The organism is Streptomyces sp. Isolate_45 (assembly GCF_024721315.2).
In the GTDB taxonomy this organism is placed as follows: Bacteria; Actinomycetota; Actinomycetes; order Streptomycetales; family Streptomycetaceae; genus Streptomyces.
This window is the reverse complement of sequence record NZ_JANFAK020000007.1, coordinates 16507-33231: the sequence shown is the minus strand read 5'-3', so window position 1 is coordinate 33231 and position 16725 is coordinate 16507. Positions and strand designations below refer to the sequence as shown.

Genomic DNA, 16725 nt, shown 5'->3' with positions numbered 1-16725 from the left:
GGAGGTGGGATCCATGTCCGTTCCCATCCGTGTCAGACACATGGCGGTGGCCGTCGCCTCGACCGGCATCCTCGTCGGCGGCGCGGCGCTCGGCGCCGCGGCCCCCGCGATGGCGGCGCCCGCCGCGACGCAGGCCGCCTCCGCTTCCGTCGCCGGTGACCGCGGCGAGCGGTGCGTCTGGAAGAAGGGCCACTGGGAGAAGCGGTGGGTCAAGGGCCACTGGGAGAAGCGCTGGGTCAAGAACCACTGGGACAACCACGGCAACGGAAACTGGAGCGGATACGGCAGCGGCAACGGGGATCGTGACCGGGGCAACGGCAACGGCAACGGCAACGGCAACGGGGATCGTGACCGGGGCGGGGGCCACGACGACTCCAGGCGGGGGAACAAGGGGCACTGGAAGTGGGTGTACGTCCCCGGCGAGTGGGACAGGCAGTGGGTCAAGGGCCACTGGGACTGCTCGTACAAGCACCGCTGGTAGCGACTGCTTCCACCCGCAGAACACACGGTTCGACGAGGGCCCGCGCCGCGGGCCCTCGTCGGCGTGGTACCCGTCCTCTCCGGATGCGCCCGGTCCACAACGGTGATGGGATCGGAAGATCCACGCACGCACCCGAGGAGCACGGGACCCCAGATGGCGGACAGCACGGACAGGGCGGTGAGCGCGGACGGTGTGAGCGCCGACCCGGAGGACGGGCCGGACGCCCTGCTGCTGCGGGTCGCCCACGGCGACGCGGAAGCCTTCGCCCCCTTCTACGACGCGCTGGTCGCCTCCGTGACGGGCGTGGTGTGCCGGGTCCTGCGCGACGAGGACCAGGCCGCGGAGGTCACCCAGGAGGTGATGGTCGAGGTGTGGAGGACCGCAGCCCGGTTCCGTCCGGAGATCGGGACGGCGAAGGCCTGGGTGCTGGTACTGGCCCACCGGCGGGCCGTGGACCGCGTGCGTTCCGCGGAGGCGCGCCTGGTGCGGGAGGAGAAGGCGGCCCTGCTGAACCTGTTGCCGCCCTTCGACGAGGTCGCGGACGAGGTCGAGGGACGTGACGAGTACGCACGGGTGCGGCGCTGCCTGGACGGGTTGAGCGGACCCCAGCAGGAGGCCGTACGAATGGCCTTCTACGAGGGGATGACCTACCGGGAGGTGGCCCGCTCCCTGGAGGCGCCGGAGGGGACGGTCAAATCCCGGCTCCGCGACGGGCTGCACCGGTTGCGCGGCTGTCTGGAGGCGTCCCGATGAGCGTCGCGCCCGACCCCCACGCGTCCCTCGGGGCGTACCTGCTGCACGCGATGCCACCCGATGAGGAGGACGACTTCGCCCGCCACCTGGCCGGCTGCGTCTCCTGCCGGCGCGAGGCGGCCGCGCTCGCCCCCGTCGTCGCGGACCTGTGTGCCTCGCCACCGATGGCGCCTCCCGCGGAATCGCGGGCCGTGGTGCTGGCACGGATCGCCGGTACTCCGCAGGAGGCCACCGGCTCCCCCACGGCTCCCCGCCCGGTCCCGTCCCACGCTCCGGGCGCGCCCGCGGGGCGGGCCGCCGGTGCGGCGCCTGCGGTGGGCCCTGGCCTGCTGCGCCGCTGCCGCGGTGGCGTTCGGCGGCATCGCCCTCTGGCAGCACCAGGAGGCCGAGGAGGCCCGCGCCGGATTGTCCGCGTCCCGCGCCTCCGGCCCCGCCCGGGAGCTGGCGGAGGTGCTCGCCGCTCCGGACGCCCAGGTCAACGCCGCGCGGTTCGAGGACGGAGCCACCGGCTGCGTCATCGTCTCCCGGAGCGAGAGCAAGGCCGCCTTCATCGCCACGGGCCTGCCGAAGCTCCCCGCCGACCAGGTGTACGCGCTCTGGTACGACGACGACGGCACCACCCGTTCGGCGGGCACCCTCGCAGGGGGCGGCAGCTGGCACATCCAGCTGCTGGACGGGCCGGTGGACCAGGCCACGGCCGTCGGCGTCACCGTCGAGTCGGCCGCGGGGTCCACGACTCCGACCACGGCCCCGGTCGGAGTCGTGGACATCCCCGCCTGACCCGGGCGGGTGCGGCCCTGACCGGAACGCTCGTTCGGGGAGTGCCCCCCGCCGGTTCGGGGCAGGGGCGCCGAGAGCGGACAGCAGCGTGGCTGTCCGGTCCGGCGTCGGAGTACCGGGATACCGGAGGTACCCCCCTCCGAGACGTCGGTCACCTTCACCCCGCAGTCGTGACCAGGAGGTCAACCATGTCGCAGGTCAAGGAATCCATCGCCGTCGATGTCCCGGTCGCCACCGCGTACGACCAGTGGACGCAGTTCGAGTCGTTCCCGCGGTTCATGGACGGTGTGGTGACGATCGAGCAGCGGACCGAGACGCTGACGCACTGGAAGACGAGGATCTCCGGGGTGGAGAGGGAGTTCGACGCGGAGATCACGGAGCAGATCCCCGACACGAAGGTCGCCTGGGTCAGCGTCGGCGGCGACACCGAGCAGTCCGGACTGGTGACGTTCCGCCCGCTCGATCCCTCCCACACCGAGGTCACGCTGAGGATGGACTTCGATCCCGAGGGGATGGCGGAGAACATCGGCGACAAGCTCGGCTTCGTGGACCGCCAGGTCAAGGGCGATCTGCAGCGCTTCAAGCACTTCATCGAGAACCGCGGGCAGGCGACCGGAGCGTGGCGCGGCCGGATCTGAACCGGACACCACGGCACGGCCGGACCCCCCACCCGCGCCCCCGCCGACGGACGGAGCCACCCCTGATGAGTTCATGACGCGGACGGCCTGCGCGGCCCGCCACGGCGTGGCGGGCCCCGCCCCAGGACCCGGCCCGGGCGACCACGGTCGCACCGGGCCGGTCCCGTGCGCGCGAGCGCCTCGGGCCGGGCCGTCCGTCGGTCCGACGGGCGGTCATCCCCCGCGTGAGGCGGGTCCGGCGGTCACCCCCTGCGTGCGGCAGGTCCCGTCCGGAACCCCACCGCGCCGCGCCGCCCACCGACATGCAGGGCGAGGGCGGCGACCGCGACCGCGGTGAGGACGCCCGCCTCCATGAACCCGTCGCGCGAGCGCCAGGACAGGACCGACCAGCGGGACCGCGCGGACAGCAGCGAGCCCGTACTGAGCCAGGACGCGGTGGAGAGCAGGGAGAGCGAGGACCCGATGGAGGCGGCGGACAGGGCGGAGCCCACCGAACCGACGGACAGCACCGAGCCGACCGAACCGATCGACAGGACCGAGCCCACCGAGCCGATCGACAGCACCGAGTCCTTGGACCAGAGCGACAGGTAGGACCCGCCACCCCGGCACCACGACTTCGTCAACGCACGCGGTTCGATCACGAACCCATCGTGTCACGGGGAGTGGTCCCGGACACCTGCTCCGGCCACGGCCGACCGGACCCGAAACGGCCGGAGTGCCGCCCCGAGGCTTCTTACTGACGGTAACCGGGCGGGCGGGGGCAAGAATCCAGCCGACCTCCGCACCCCGCGGCGCGCCCGGGGGGCACCGGCGGCCGACGGCGCTACCGTCACGGAACGCCACGCCGGCCCGGCGGGGTACGGCCGCCCCGCCCGGGCGCCCGCGGGGCGGGGAATCGGGCTGCCCGAGCGCCTGGGCCCCCGAGCGGCACGCCGGTGGCCGAACTAGGCCGTCCGGTTCCGGTCATGGGAGAAACTGCTGTTCAGGGGGCTTTCGCACGGCCGGGGCACATGTCTCGACCGAAACACGGCGTAGGTCACCGAGGTGTTCGCGGGGTTGACCTCCCGAAGCACTTCGCACTCCTTCCCGGCGGGGCACAGGAGCAGCCCGGCGGGTCCGGGCCGGACAGTACGAGGGCATGGGGCACGACATGGACACCGACGCGATAACCCTGCGGTTCACCCTGCTCGGACGCCTGCGGGCGTGGCGCGGTTCGCGGGAACTGGAGTTGGGTTCGCGCCAGCAGCGGACCCTGTTGGCACTGCTGCTGCTGCGGGAGGGCCGGCCGGCGCCCGTCGACGCCCTGGTGGCCGACATCTGGGGCGACCGGCCGCCGGCCCGCGCCGTGGGGTCGCTGCGCACGTACGTCTCACGGCTGCGCAAGGAGATCGAGGCGCCGGGCCCCGCGGGCGACGGGCCGCGGGTGCTGGTGTCCGAACACGGGGCCTACGCCCTGCGGTTGCCGCCGGAGGCGGTGGACCTCGGGCTGTTCCGGCGGCAGGTGGCCGCCGCCGACCTCGCCCGTGTGGCCGGCCGACCCGAGGAGGCGCGGGAGTCGTTGCGCACCGCACTCGCCCTGTGGGGCGACGAGCCTCTGACGGAACTGGGAGGGCCCGGCGTCGAGGCCGAGAGGAACAGGTTGGCCGGACAGCGACTCGCCGCTCTGGAAACGCGCCTCACTCTGGACGTCGAACTCGGGCATCACATAACGGTGTTGGCGGAACTACGGGAATTGACGGAACGTCACCCCTTGCGGGAGCGGCTGGGCGCCCTGCTCATGCGCGCGTACGTGCTGAGCGGCCAGGACGCGGAGGCACTGGCCGTCCACGAGCGGACCCGGCGGCTCCTGGCCGCGGAGTTCGGGATCGATCCGGGGCGCGAGATGGCCGCGATGGCCGAGGGCATCGCATGCGGCACGGGCGGTACGGGCGGTACGGGCGGTACGGGCTCGCCGGGGGCGGGCGTCACGGGGGGCGCCGCGACGGCGGGGGCGTCGGCGTGCGCGGGACCGTGCGAGGCACCTGACGGCGGGACCGCCGTCGGGGCCGGCACCCGGACCGGGCCGCGACCGGCACCCGACGACTTCCTGCGGCCGGCCCAACTGCCGCGTGACCTCGCCGACTTCACGGGCCGCGACGAGGCACTCGCGCAGGTGATCGGCGCGCTGACGGGGGCGCGGGCCGGCCTGCCGGCCCCGGGCGCGGCCCGGGCGGCACCGGTCGTCGTGGTGTCCGGCTCGACCGGTGTGGGCAAGAGCGCGCTCGCCGTGCACGCCGCCCACCGGGTGCGAGGTCACTTCCCCGACGGCCAGCTCCACGCCGACCTGCGCGCCCCGGACGGAACCGCGGTGCGGCCGGCGAGCGTGCTGGAGTCCTTCCTGCGCGCGCTCGGGGGCGCGGGCCGGCCGGTGCCCGAGCAGCAGGCCGACCGGGTCGCGCTGTACCGGTCGGATCTCGCCGAGCGGCGCGTCCTGGTGGTCCTCGACAACGTCGAGGATCCGGCGGCGGTCGACACCCTGGTGCCCGGCGGGCCGGGCTGCTCCGTGCTCGTCACCAGCACCACCCGGCCTTCCGGTCTCGCCGGAGCCCACCACACCCACCTGGGCGTGCTCTCCCCCGCCGAGGCCCTGTCGTGGCTGGAGACGGCGATCGGCGCGGACCGCGTGGCGTCGGAACCCCAGGCCTGCTCCGAGTTGGTCGACCTCTGCGGAGGGCTGCCGCTGGCACTGCGGATCGTGGCGATGCGGCTCGCCACCCGGCCGGCGTGGGCCGTCGCCTCGGTGGTGGGCGCCCTGCGCGGCCGCCACCGGTTGACCGTGCTCGGCATCGCGGACCTCTCCGTACGGGAGGCGTTCCGGCGGGAGTACGGACGCCTGCCCGCTCCCCTGCGGTCGGTCTTCGCCAGGGTGGCACTGCTGCGGGAACCGGACGGACGGTTCGGGCCGACGGCGGTGGCACCGGCCCTGGGCGTTCCGGCGGACGAGGCCCGCGCCCTGTGCGAGGAGTTGGTGGACCGCAGCTGGCTGGAGTCCGCGCGGCCCGGCCGCTACCAGGTGCACGGCCTGCTGCGCGAGTTCGCCGTGTCCATCCACCGGGACGAACCGGCGCCCCGCGCGGACGGCGACCGGCCCGTGGCGATGCTCTTCGCCCCCGACGGGGCCGACACCCGCCTCGGCGGCCGGTCGTTCCGGCCCTCCCACGGCCTGCGGGAGGGCCTGGCCTCCTGACCCCGGCCGGTGGCCCGTCGGTTGCCCGTACGCGCGCCGTACGCGCGCCGTACGCGCGCGGGCCGGGGCGTCGCGGCGGCGGGCCCGGAGCCGTGCGCACCGGCCCGCCGGCGGGCGGGACCCGGCCGTACCCCGTTCCCGTTCCCGTTCCCGTTCCCCCGTCCCACCCGCAACCCCTTCCGCCCCGCTCCGCACGGCCGACCCCGGCCGCGGCCCGGGGCTTCCGCGCCTCGACGGCGATTCCGTCGCGGCTCCTTCCGTACACCCCGTTGGAGAACCTCCCCGTGCACGCCACCCCCCGCCCCGTCCCCGCCCCGCTCCGCGCCTCCGAACCGCCGCCGGGCCTGTCCTTCCGGGTGCTCGGCCCGTTGCGCGTGCGTATCGGGGAGGTCGAGACGGACGTGCGCCCGCCCCTGGCTGCCGCCCTGCTCACCACGCTGCTGCTGCGCCACGGCCGGAGGGGCGGCACGCAGGCGCTCATCGACGACGTCTGGGGCGACGGCGCGCCCGGCGGGGCGCCCGGGGCCCTGCGCGGCCACGTCGCCGCGCTGCGCCGCGTGGTCGAACCCGGACGGGCGCCGCGCACCCCGGCGCGGGTCCTGGTCTCCCGCCCGAACGGTTACGCCCTCCACCTGCCGCCGGACGCCCTGGACCTGACCGTCTTCGACCGGCGTGCGGGCAGCGCCGCTCGGGCTGTGTCGGCGGGGCGGCCTGGTGACGCGCTCGCCCTGTACGACTCCGCCCTGGGGCTGTGGGACGGGGAGGAACCCCTGGCCGGGGTGCCCGGTCCGTTCGCGGCCGCCCAGCGTTCGGCGCTGCGCGAGCGGCGGCTCGCCGTGCTGGAGGACAGGTGGGAGGTGGTGCTGCTGCTCGGCGGCCACGCACGGGCCGTGGAGGAGCTTCGCGGGCCGGCGCAGAGCCATCCGCGGCGCGCACGACTCCAGGAACTCCTCATGACGGCGCTGTACGAGACGGGGCGTCAGACCGAGGCACTGGACGTCCACGCGCGTGCCCACGGGGCCCTGCGCGGCGCGGACGGTCCGGGGGCCGGGGCAGGCCTCGACCGGATACGCCGGCGCATCCTGGCCGGACCGGGCGCTGCCGATGAGGCCGCTCCCCCCGGGCCGGTGAACGGACCCGGGAGCACCGAGCACCCACCGTCCACGGATGCCGAGTCGCCGCCGACGAAGCCCGGTCGGGGAACGGTTCGGTCAGCGCCGTCCGCCGCTGCCCCGCCGGCCCCGACGGCCTCGCCGGCGCCCCCGCCCGCCCCGACGGCCGTGATGTCGCCGACGCTGGGCCTGCCGCCCGACACGGCGGACCTCGTCGGCCGTGACGCGGAGGTCGTCCGGCTGCGGCAAGTCCTGGAAGGCGGCTCGGCGGCGGCGTTGGGAGCGATCAGCGGGATGGGCGGCGTCGGCAAGACCGCCCTGGCCGTGCGCGTGGCGCACGAGGTCGCCGCGAGTTTCCCCGACGGGGTGTTCTTCGTCGACCTCTGCGGCATGGACGCCCGGCCGGCCGATCCCCACGAGGTCCTGGGGGACCTGCTGCGCGCCCTCGGGGTGACGCCGGCGCAGCTCCCGGCGGAGACCGCCGAGCGGGTCGCGCTCCACCGGTCGCTGCTCTCCGACCGGCGCGTGCTCCTCGTCCTCGACAACGCCCACGACCTGCGCCAGATACGCGACCTGGTGCCGACCGCGCCCGGCTGCGGCCTCCTCGTGACCAGCAGGACGTGGCTCACCGGCTTCGGCAACCTCGGCGGGGCGACCCTGGTGCACCTGGACGAACTGACCGACGGCGTGGCGGTGGACCTGCTGGTCCGGCTCGTCGGCGAGCAGCGCGTACGGCGGGAGGAGGAGGCCGCCCGGGCCCTGGTCGCCGATTGCGGGCGGCTGCCCCTCGCCATCCGCGTCGTCGCCGCCCGCATGGCCGGCTGCCCGGAGCTGTCGGTCGCGGAGACCGCCCGGCGGCTCGCGGACGAGCGACGGCGGCCGGCGGGGCTCGGCGGCGACAGCGCCGTCGAGGCCACCTTCCGGCTCGGTACGGCGCGGCTCGCCCCGGAGCAGTTGCGGGCGTTCCGGCTGCTGGCGCTGCCCGACCTTCCGGAACTGGGCGGGCTGAGCGCCGCCGCCCTGCTCGACCGGCCCCGGGGGGAGGCGGAGTCGCTGTGCGAGGGTCTGGTCGACGCCGGGCTGCTCCAGTCGCCGGCGCCCGGCCGCTACCGCTACCACGACCTGTTGCGGCTGTTCGCCCGGACGTCCGGGGCCGAGGAACTGCCCGCCGCCGAACGCGGGGCGGCGATGCGGCGGCTGCTGGACACCTGCACCGACTTGGCACGGGAGGCCTATCGGGCCGCGACCGCGGGAGATCCGTTCCCCGCCGACGAAGCGCCGGCCACGGAGCCGGACGCCCCGTCGCGGGCGGCCGCGGTGGGTCCCGGCAGCGGCCTGGACCCAGACCGTCGGTTCGCCTCCCCGGCACGGGCCACCACCTGGCTGTTCGACGAACGGCTGCACCTGCTGGCGCTCGTCGAACAGGCCGCCGGCTTCCCCGAGGTCCCGGCGGCCGTCTGCGCGCACCTGCTGCTGGCCACCGACCCGCTGGGACGCGACAGCACCGGTACCCGGAACCTGGAGCGGGCCGCGCGCGCGGTGCTGGCGGCGGCGGAGCGGTCGGACGACGCGGTCGCCGGTGGCATCGCGCACTTCATGCTGGGCGGTTCCTTCGCGATCCGCTTCGCGATGGGCCGTGCGCTGCCCCACCTGCGCACCGCGGCCGACGTCTTCCGCCGCGAGGAGCGGTGGCCCCTGCTCGCCCACGCGTTGAACGCCCTCGGCGGCTGCGCCCTCGCCCAACGGGACTTCCCCACCGCCGTGCGGCACCTCACCGAGGCGCTGCCGCTCAGCCGGGAGCCGCGCAGCCCGGCCTGCGAGTCCGTCACCCTCGGTTTCCTGGGTCTGGCGCAACTGGCGACCGGGCGGGCCGAGGAGGCCGTGCGGTCGGGTCGCGCCGCCGTCGCCCAGGCGCGCTCCTGCGGCGACGGCCCCGGGGAGGCCAACGCATTGCGTTCGCTCGGGCAGGTCCTGCTGTACACGGGACAGCGGCACGAGGCTCTGGACTGCATGCGCACCAGTCTGCGGCTGTGGCGTACGACGGGCTCGACCTTCCGGGAGGCGTTGGTGCTGGGCGGGCTCGCCGAGGCGTTCAACCTGCTGGGCCGTTACGAGGAGGCCGTGGCCCACGCCACGGAGGCCCGGGACGTCGCCACCCTGCACGGTGACACGTACCTGCTCGGCCGCGCACTCGTCCAACTCGCCGACGCCGTTGCCGGGTTGGGACGAGCGGGGCAGGCGACGTACTACCGCAGGCAGGCGCTGCGACTCTTCCGGGAGCTGGGCATGCCGGAGGCGGCGGACGTCGAGGCGCGGCTCGACGCCGAATGACGCGGCTCGACGCCGGATGAAGCGTGGCGGGGGGGCCGGGCGTCGGGGGGCGTTGACGTCCGGTTGATGCGCTGTTGACGTCGCGCGAGCAGGGCGGTGACAGGCTCTTGTCACCGCCCCAAGCACGGATGTCCTCCCCCTTCGGAGATCCCTGCCGGGGGGCGGCCCGGGCACACCGCGGTAACCCGGGACCGCACGCCGATCTGCTGAGGACTCCCCTTGGACCCCCAGGCTCTGCTCTTCTCCCTGTTCACACCGGAAGGTCGGGAAAACCCGTTCCTGGCGCTGGAGGCGCTCCGCGAGAACTTTCCGGTCTACTACGACAAGGACCTCGACACCTACTTCCTGACGACCTACACCGATTGCCAGGGGGTGCTGACGGACACCTCGTTCCGCACGCCCGACCTGAGTTGGTGCGAGGACAACCTGCCGGACTGGCGCGAGCACCCGGCCGCCGACTTCTTCTACGCCTCGATGCTCCGCGCCAACCAGCCCGACCACACCCGGCTGCGCCGGCTGATCGGTGCGGGGTTCACCCCGCGCCGGGTCGCCGCGCTGAGCAAGGCGGTCGAGCAGCTGACCGACTCCCTCCTCGACGACTTCGCCGCGGCCACGGCGGACGGGACCGCCGCCAACTTCCAGGAGCTGGTGGGGTATCCGCTGCCCGTGGCGGTCGTCGGCGAGCTGATCGGCGTACCGGCCGAGGACCGCCTCCGGTTCCAGCGGCTGGGCGGCGACGCCAGCCGGCTGCTGGAACCGGTGCGCACCGAGGACGACTGGGCCCGCGCCGATGCCGCGGTGACCGAACTGCGCGCCTACTTCGAGGACTTGCTGCTGCGGCGCGCGGTGGAGCCCCGCGAGGACCTCGCCACCGTGCTGTTGGAGACCGGGGAGGGGCAGGAGCGGCTCAGCCGCAAGGAGGTCATCGACACCCTGATCCTCACCTTCGTCGCCGGTTTCGAGACGACCGCCGCCATGCTGGGGATCGCCACCCACGCTCTGCTCACCCACCCCGACCAGCTGGCGGCGCTCCGCGCCGATCCCGCGCTCGCCGGGCAGGCGGTCGACGAGGCGCTGCGCTGGGACACGCCCGTCCAGATGACCGAGCGGATCGCCTCCGAGGAGACGGTGATCCGCGGGCTGACCGTGCCGGTCGGCGCCAACGTCACGACGGTGCTCGCCGCCGCCAACCGCGATCCGGCTCAGTTCCCCGACCCGCACCGGTTCGACGTGCGCCGGACCGGGAGCAGGGTGCTGAGTTTCAGTGCCGGTCCGCACTACTGCATGGGCGCCGCCCTGGCCCGGCTGGAGGGATCCATCGCCGTCCGCCGGCTGTTCGCCCGCTTCCCCGACCTGGCTCTGGCCGGGACCCCGGTACGGCGCGAGTCCTTCAGCCTGCGCATGTACGAAAACCTGCCCCTGACGACCACGGCCGGAGCCGGGACGACCCGTACGCGGGCCGCGGTCGGCGCGACCACGACGGCGAAGGACTGAACCCATGGCATTCCTGGACACCGAACGCGCGGTGCTGGAAGCACTGCTCCCCGGCCTCGACGCCGAGCTGGCCCGTCATCCGCTGGCCGAGCTGGAGCGGCCGGGCAGCCCGGCCGTCGCCGCGTTCCGCGAGGCGGGTGGCGCGGCCCTGCTCGTGCCGAGTCCGAACACCGGGATCGGGGCGGACCCCCTGCAGGCCGTCCGGCTGCAACGCGCGGTCGGCGCACGCTGCCCGTCGCTGGCGGTCGCGACCACGATGCACCACTTCTCCGTGGCGAGCCTGGTGGAGGCCGCGAAGAACGGGGCCGGCTTCGAGTGGATGCTGCTGGAGGCCATCGTCGGCAAGAAGATGCTGCTCGCCTCGGGATTCTCGGAGGGCCGGACCGGCCAGTCCATCCTGCGGCCCGGCATCCGGGCCGAGCGTCGGGGCGGCGAGGTCGTGTTGAACGGCAGCAAGAAGCCGTGCAGCCTGGCCCATTCGATGGACCTGCTGACGGCCTCGGTGGTGATGACGGACGAGGACGGCGCCGAGCGGCTCGGGGTCGCGATCGTCCCCGCCGACACCCCCGGCGTCTCCGTCCGGCCCTTCTGGCGCAGCACCGTGCTGGCCGGCGCGGAGAGCGACGAGGTCGTCCTGGAGGACGTCGCGCTCGACCCGCAGATGGTCGTCCTCACCGAGGTCACCGCCGATTCGGTGCTGGACTCCCTGAACGTGGCCGGGTTCCTCTGGTTCGAACTGCTCATGTCGGCTGGCTACTTGGGCACGGCGAGCGCTCTGGTGGAACGTGTCCTGCTGCACGGGCGCGCACCGGCCGCGGTCCGTGCGGCGCTCGTGACCGAGGTCGACGCGGCGATGCTCGCGGTGGAAGCCGTGGCCCGGACGATGGGGGAATCCCCGGAATGGGGCGAACCCCTGCTGGTCGCCGCGCTCACCGCGCGCTACGCCGCGCAGGACGCCATCGCGCGCACCACGGCGACCGCCCTGGAAGCGCTCGGCGGCATGTCGTTCATCGGGTCCGACGAGGGCGCCTACCTGGCCTCGGCGGCCGCGGGCCTGAACTTCCACCCGCCGTCCCGGGCGCGGATGGCCGAGCCGCTGTGCGCGGTGCTGGACGGCGAGCCGCTCCGTGTCGGCTGACCGCGGGGCCGCCGCACCGGACGCTCCCGGCCCCGGGCCCTCGGCGCCGACCGCCTCCACGCCGGCCCTCGCGGGGGCCGACGGGAAGCGTCGGGAACCGGCCTACACGGTCGAGCGGTTGGACCACGCCGAGGACGTGCCCCGCCGGTTGTGGGACGAGTTGGCCCCTGCTGACGACCCCATGTGGGGGCAGGACGTGTTCACCGCCATGCAGGGTGCGCGGATCGGCCCGGACGCGTACGCCTACCTGCTCGTGCGCCGGGACGGCCTGCCGTTCGCGGTGCTGCCGCTCAGCGCCGTGCGCGGCCTGCGGCTCGACCAGGTCGTGGGGCCGCGCGAACGCCGCCTGATGGCGCCGGTGGCCCGGGCCTTCCCACGGCTCGTGCGCGTGCCGATGCTGTTCTGCGGGAACTTCCTCGGGCAGGGCCACGTCATGGGTCGGGATCCGCTCCCCGCGCCGGCGGCCCGGCTGCTGGTGCGGGAGGTCATGGACTACGCCCGCGAACACCGACTGGGCACCGTCGTGTTCAAGGACTTCGCTCCGCACGACCTCGACGCGCTGCGCCCGGGTCTGGACGCGGCGGGCTTCTTCACCGTCGCCTCCCTGCCGGACACCGAACTCTCCTTGGACCACGCGGACTTCGACGCGTTCCTGGCGTCATTGCCGGCCAAGCCGCGACGCAACGCCCGGAACAAGATCCGGAAGTTCGAGCAGCAGACGGACCTGCGGATGGAGGTCATCGACGACTTCGAGCACCTCGTCCCGGCGATGATGGGCCTGTACCGGCAGGTCATGGACCGTGCCGACCAGACCCTCGACGTCCTCGACGAGGGGTTCGTCAGGGCCCTGTCCGCCGGCAACGCGGACGAGAACGACGGCGGGCGCACCGAGCAGCGGCTCGTCGCCTGCTTCGAGGGCGACCGCCTGGTGGGTTACCTGCACTGCCTGTTCCGCGGCCGCGGTGCGGTCGGGGCCCGGATCGGCCTGGACTACGGGCTGGCGCACCGGGCGCGGCTCTACCACAACCTGCACTACGCGGCGATCGAGCTGGCCCTCGCCCGGGGTTGCCGCCACATCCGCTTCGCGCAGACCGCGTACGAGCCCAAGCGCGAGTTCGGCTGCGAACTCGTCGAGCAGTCGTACGCGCTCAACCACACCGGACGGCTGCCCCGCGCCGTCCTGCGGCTCCTGCTGCCGCCCGCCCTGGAGGCGGCCCACGAGCAGGCCCTGGCGCCCAAGTCCTGACGGACCGCCCCCGAACCGGCGCAGGTCCCCCGCGCCTGATCCGCCCCGACTCCGCGGAACCTCCCGCACGTAGTCGACGAGCCCCCCGCGGGCTCCCCCACCACCGGAAAGAGAGACCCACCATGCCCCTCGTCCAGGTAGAGATCCCCATCGCCGCCCGTCCCGAGGACAGTTGGAACGCCGTCATCGACGTCGAGAGCTACTCCTCCTGCATGGACAGCGTCCAGTCCGTCACGATCGTCGACCGCACCGGCCCGGACGAGCGCACGACGGCCTGGTCCGTCCACCTCAAGGGCTCCGTCCTGGAGTGGGTGGAGGCCGAACGGCTCGACCACGCCGCCCGGCGCTTCGACTTCCACCAGGTCAGCGGCGACCTCGCGCACTTCGTGGGCCACTGGGCCGTCCGCCCGTCCGAGGACGGCGGTAGCCACGTCTCGCTGACCGTCGAGTTCGAGATCGGGATCCCGCTGCTCGCCGACATGCTCAACCCCGTCGCCGCCACCGCCCTGCGGGAGAACGCCGAGCAGATGCTCCAGGCCCTTGAGCGGCGACTCATCGGCGGCGCCGCCCGCTGATGCGGTCCGTTCCGCCCGCGTCCCCCGTTCCGCCCCTCTCCAGGAGGTCCCCCGTGGCCGACCCGTCCACGACCGCCCCGCACACCGACGCCGCCGAGGTCTTCGACCAACTTCGCCGGCACCAGTCCCCGAAGCTGGCGCTGACCGGCAAGTTCGCCGGCCAGGGAGCCGTGGAGGCCGGAGCCCTGGGCTCCCGCGTCACGCTCTCCGACGGCCGTCGGGCGCTCGACTTCGGCTCCTACGCCGTCGCCCTCCTCGGCCACCGCCACCCCGGCGTGGTGGCGGCCGTCGCCCGGCAGCTGGAGGTGATGCCTACGTCGACGCGCAGCCTCGCCAACCCGGTGGCCGCGCGGGCGGCGGCGCTGCTCTCCGCCTACTTCGGTGACCGGCTCCCCAAGGTGTACTTCGGCCTGAACGGCGCCGACGCCGTCGAGGTGTCGGTGAAGCTCGCCCGGCTCGCGACCGGCCGGGACCGGGTGCTCGCGGTGACCGGCGGCTACCACGGCAAGACGCTGGGCGCCCTGTCCCTGACGCACAGCCCGCTGTTCCGGACCGGGCTGCGGGGCGCGGTCGTCGACGTGGTCCACATCGACCCGGAGGACCCGTACGCCGTCCGCGCGCAGCTGGAGGCGGCTCCGGTCGCCGCCGTGGTGTTCGAACCCGTCCAGGGGGAGAACGGCGCAGCACCGCTGCGGACCGACGTCCTGCGCCAGTGGTGCGAGGACGCGCACGCCCACGGCGCGTTCGCCATCGCCGACGAGATCCAGTGCGGGCTGCGCCGCTGCGGCGAGCGTTCGGTCGCCCTGGCCGACGGCCTGCCCGTCGACGCCGTACTCGTGGGCAAGCCGCTCGGCGGCGGCGTGGTGCCGCTGTCCGCGGTGGTGTGCAGCGAGGAGCTGTACGCCCCGCTCGCACAGGACCCCTTCCTGCACTCGGCGACCTTCGGCGGCCACCCGTTGAGCTGTGCCGCGCTGCCCGCCGCACTGGAGGCCGTCGAGGAACTCGCCGGGCACGGTGACAAGTTGTCGGCCCGCCTCGCCGAGGGGCTGCGCGCCCTCGGGGAGCGCCACCCGAGGGTGATGGCGGGCCATCACGGCCGGGGGCTGCTGTGGGGCATCGACTTCACCACCCCCGCGGCGGCGGGCGAGGCCGTGGTCTCCCTCGCCAACAACGGTCTGCTCGTCTCGCCCTGCCTGGGCCGCCCCACCACGGTGCGGCTGCTGCCCCCGCTCGTCACGACCGAGGCGGAACTCGACGAGGCGCTCGACATCCTCGACACGGCACTGACCGCGGCCGCCCCGGCCGGCCTGCCCGGCTGACACCCGTCGTCGCGGGCCGCGGCCCGCGCACCAGCCCGATCACGATCCACCACCCCGCACCACCTCACCGGAGGAACCCCAGGTGAACCACACCGAACCCGTCGCCGAAGCCGCCGTCGTCACTTCCGACGACCTCTTCGGCATCGTCCGCGAGACCATCGCCGACGTCCTCGGAACCGCCCCCGACGTCATCGTGGAGAGCACCGATCTGCGGGCCGAATACGGCATCGACAGCCTGGAGATGATGTCGATCGGCGCGCAGCTCGAACGCGCCCTCAACGTGCGCATCGCCGCCGAGGACCTGATGCGGTCCGAGACCGTCGGCCAGGCCGTCGCCCTCCTCGCGGAGCGCCTGGCGGACCGTTCATGACCCGCCGGCACGCCGCGGCCGGCCCCGGCCGGCACGCCGAGCGCCCGCGCGTGGTCGTCACCGGGATCGGCGTGAAGTCCCCGGCCGGACTCACGCTGGACGAGGTCATGGACACCGTCCTCGCCGCGCGTCCCACCGCCGCGGTGCACGCGGACCTGATCGAGTCCGGCTCACCCGTGCACATCGCCTGCCGGGTACCCGAGTTCGACATCGCCTCCTACATCACCCACCGTGAGCGCCGTCAGATCGACCGGCCGACGGAGCTGGCCCTGTGCGCGGCGGCCGACGCCGTACGGCAGGCCGCGCTGCCCGACCTGCCGCCGTCCCGGGTCGGCGTCCACCTCGGGACCGGCATCGGCGGGCTCCCCACCATGGAGGGGCTCGTACGGGACAACGACGCGAAGCCCACGGCCATGCCGGTGCACTCCGTTCCCCGGACCATGGCCAACTCGGCGGCCGCCCGGGTGGCGATGCGCTTCGGCTTCCAGGGCTCGTGCGTCACCTACTCCACCGCATGCGCCAGTGGTGCCACGGCCATCGGGGAGGCCGCCCGTCGCATCCAGTACGGGGAGCTCGACGTGGCCGTCGCCGGCGGCTTCGACTCGGCGGTGACCACCTTCATGCTCAGCGGCTTCTCGCGGATGCAGGCCCTGTCGACCCGCAACGACGACCCCGGGAACGCCAGCCGCCCGTTCGACGCCCGGCGCGACGGCTTCGTCATGGGCGAGGGCGCGGCCGTGCTCGTACTGGAGCGGCGCGACTCCGCGTTGCGGCGCGGAGCGACCATCCTCGGTGAGATCGCCGGCTACGCCACCAACGCCGACGCCCATCACATCGTGGCCCCGCACGCGGACGGGGCCGTCGCGGCGGCGTGCATGGCGCAGGCCGTCGCGGACGCCGGTCTGCTGCCGTCCGACATCGGTCAGATCAGCGCGCACGGTACGTCCACCCAGGCCAACGACCGGGCCGAGGCCGCCGCCATCCACCGGTGCTTCAACGGTCAGGCGCCGCCGGTGACCGCCGTCAAGGGCGTCACCGGGCACCTCATCGGGGGTTCGGGCGCGCTGGAGGCCGCGATCGCCCTGGTCTGTGCCGAACGGCGGATCGTGCCGCCCGTCGCGAACCTCACCACCGCGTCGGAGGCCGACCGGATCGACGTGGTCGCCGGAGCGCCGCGCCGTGTGGACGGTGCCCCGGTGCTCTCCAACTCCTTCGGCTTCGGCGGACAGAACGTCTGCCTGGTCCTGCAACCCGCCACCTGA

General features: G+C 74.4%; 14 protein-coding genes and 1 pseudogene. 14 read left to right on the top strand and 1 reads right to left on the bottom strand.

The features are described from left to right. The first annotated feature begins 13 nt into the window (after positions 1-13). The 5 genes and pseudogenes from NOD94_RS04220 (at position 14) to NOD94_RS04205 (ending at position 2652) form a co-directional block, all read left to right on the top strand. The gene (locus NOD94_RS04220; protein WP_281204305.1) at positions 14-481 is read left to right on the top strand and encodes a hypothetical protein; all 468 of its coding nucleotides are present in this window, start codon (positions 14-16) and stop codon (positions 479-481) included. Between the two features lie 153 nt (positions 482-634). After that, entirely contained in the window at positions 635-1234 is a 600-nt protein-coding gene (gene sigK, locus NOD94_RS04215) for an ECF RNA polymerase sigma factor SigK (RefSeq protein WP_281204304.1), read from the top strand. Then, a pseudogene (locus NOD94_RS41380) lies at positions 1231-1304 on the top strand (hypothetical protein); the annotation flags it as partial. The gene sigK and the pseudogene NOD94_RS41380, both read left to right, overlap by 4 nt. Next, entirely contained in the window at positions 1295-2014 is a 720-nt protein-coding gene (locus NOD94_RS04210; RefSeq protein ID WP_348652312.1) for an anti-sigma factor, read from the top strand. The pseudogene NOD94_RS41380 and the gene NOD94_RS04210, both read left to right, overlap by 10 nt. 188 nt (positions 2015-2202) lie before the next feature. Next, a complete protein-coding gene (locus NOD94_RS04205) occupies positions 2203-2652 on the top strand; it encodes an SRPBCC family protein (protein ID WP_281204384.1) in 450 nt (149 codons plus the stop codon). 242 nt (positions 2653-2894) lie between these two features. Here the strand turns inward: NOD94_RS04205 and NOD94_RS04200 are convergent, their stop codons facing one another. Next, a complete protein-coding gene (locus NOD94_RS04200) occupies positions 2895-3290 on the bottom strand; it encodes a hypothetical protein (protein ID WP_281204383.1) in 396 nt (131 codons plus the stop codon). 500 nt (positions 3291-3790) lie between these two features. Between NOD94_RS04200 and NOD94_RS04195 the strand changes: the two genes are divergently transcribed. The 9 genes from NOD94_RS04195 (at position 3791) to NOD94_RS04155 (ending at position 16725) form a co-directional block, all read left to right on the top strand. Then, on the top strand, positions 3791-5878 hold the full coding sequence (locus tag NOD94_RS04195) for a BTAD domain-containing putative transcriptional regulator (protein WP_281204302.1): 2088 nt from the start codon (positions 3791-3793) through the stop codon (positions 5876-5878). A 284-nt stretch (positions 5879-6162) separates the two neighbouring features. Further along, entirely contained in the window at positions 6163-9321 is a 3159-nt protein-coding gene (locus NOD94_RS04190) for a BTAD domain-containing putative transcriptional regulator (RefSeq protein ID WP_281204301.1), read from the top strand. A 219-nt stretch (positions 9322-9540) separates the two neighbouring features. Next, positions 9541-10815 (top strand): cytochrome P450, encoded by a 1275-nt coding sequence (locus NOD94_RS04185; RefSeq protein WP_281204300.1) that lies wholly within the window; start codon positions 9541-9543, stop codon positions 10813-10815. A gap of 4 nt (positions 10816-10819) precedes the next feature. Further along, entirely contained in the window at positions 10820-11953 is a 1134-nt protein-coding gene (locus NOD94_RS04180; RefSeq protein ID WP_281204299.1) for an acyl-CoA dehydrogenase family protein, read from the top strand. Further along, positions 11943-13199 (top strand): GNAT family N-acetyltransferase, encoded by a 1257-nt coding sequence (locus NOD94_RS04175; RefSeq protein WP_281204298.1) that lies wholly within the window; start codon positions 11943-11945, stop codon positions 13197-13199. The genes NOD94_RS04180 and NOD94_RS04175 overlap by 11 nt, the downstream gene beginning before the upstream one ends. A 122-nt stretch (positions 13200-13321) precedes the next feature. Next, entirely contained in the window at positions 13322-13774 is a 453-nt protein-coding gene (locus NOD94_RS04170) for an SRPBCC family protein (protein ID WP_281204297.1), read from the top strand. 53 nt (positions 13775-13827) lie between these two features. Beyond that, on the top strand, positions 13828-15093 hold the full coding sequence (locus NOD94_RS04165) for an aspartate aminotransferase family protein (RefSeq protein WP_281204296.1): 1266 nt from the start codon (positions 13828-13830) through the stop codon (positions 15091-15093). Between the two features lie 82 nt (positions 15094-15175). Then, positions 15176-15463, top strand: coding sequence for an acyl carrier protein (locus NOD94_RS04160; RefSeq protein WP_281204295.1), 288 nt, complete (start codon positions 15176-15178; stop codon positions 15461-15463). Beyond that, entirely contained in the window at positions 15460-16725 is a 1266-nt protein-coding gene (locus NOD94_RS04155; protein WP_281204294.1) for a beta-ketoacyl-[acyl-carrier-protein] synthase family protein, read from the top strand. Before NOD94_RS04160 ends, NOD94_RS04155 begins: the two co-directional genes overlap by 4 nt.

Bases quoted from the DNA above. Each gene is read 5' to 3' on its own strand.
- NOD94_RS04220 (WP_281204305.1), top strand. From the start codon at position 14: ATGTCCGTTCCCATCCGTGTCAGACACATGGCGGTGGCCGTCGCCTCG.
- sigK (WP_281204304.1), top strand. From the start codon at position 635: ATGGCGGACAGCACGGACAGGGCGGTGAGCGCGGACGGTGTGAGCGCC.
- NOD94_RS04210 (WP_348652312.1), top strand. From the start codon at position 1,295: ATGAGGAGGACGACTTCGCCCGCCACCTGGCCGGCTGCGTCTCCTGCC.
- NOD94_RS04205 (WP_281204384.1), top strand. From the start codon at position 2,203: ATGTCGCAGGTCAAGGAATCCATCGCCGTCGATGTCCCGGTCGCCACC.
- NOD94_RS04195 (WP_281204302.1), top strand. From the start codon at position 3,791: ATGGGGCACGACATGGACACCGACGCGATAACCCTGCGGTTCACCCTG.
- NOD94_RS04180 (WP_281204299.1), top strand. From the start codon at position 10,820: ATGGCATTCCTGGACACCGAACGCGCGGTGCTGGAAGCACTGCTCCCC.
- NOD94_RS04170 (WP_281204297.1), top strand. From the start codon at position 13,322: ATGCCCCTCGTCCAGGTAGAGATCCCCATCGCCGCCCGTCCCGAGGAC.
- NOD94_RS04155 (WP_281204294.1), top strand. From the start codon at position 15,460: ATGACCCGCCGGCACGCCGCGGCCGGCCCCGGCCGGCACGCCGAGCGC.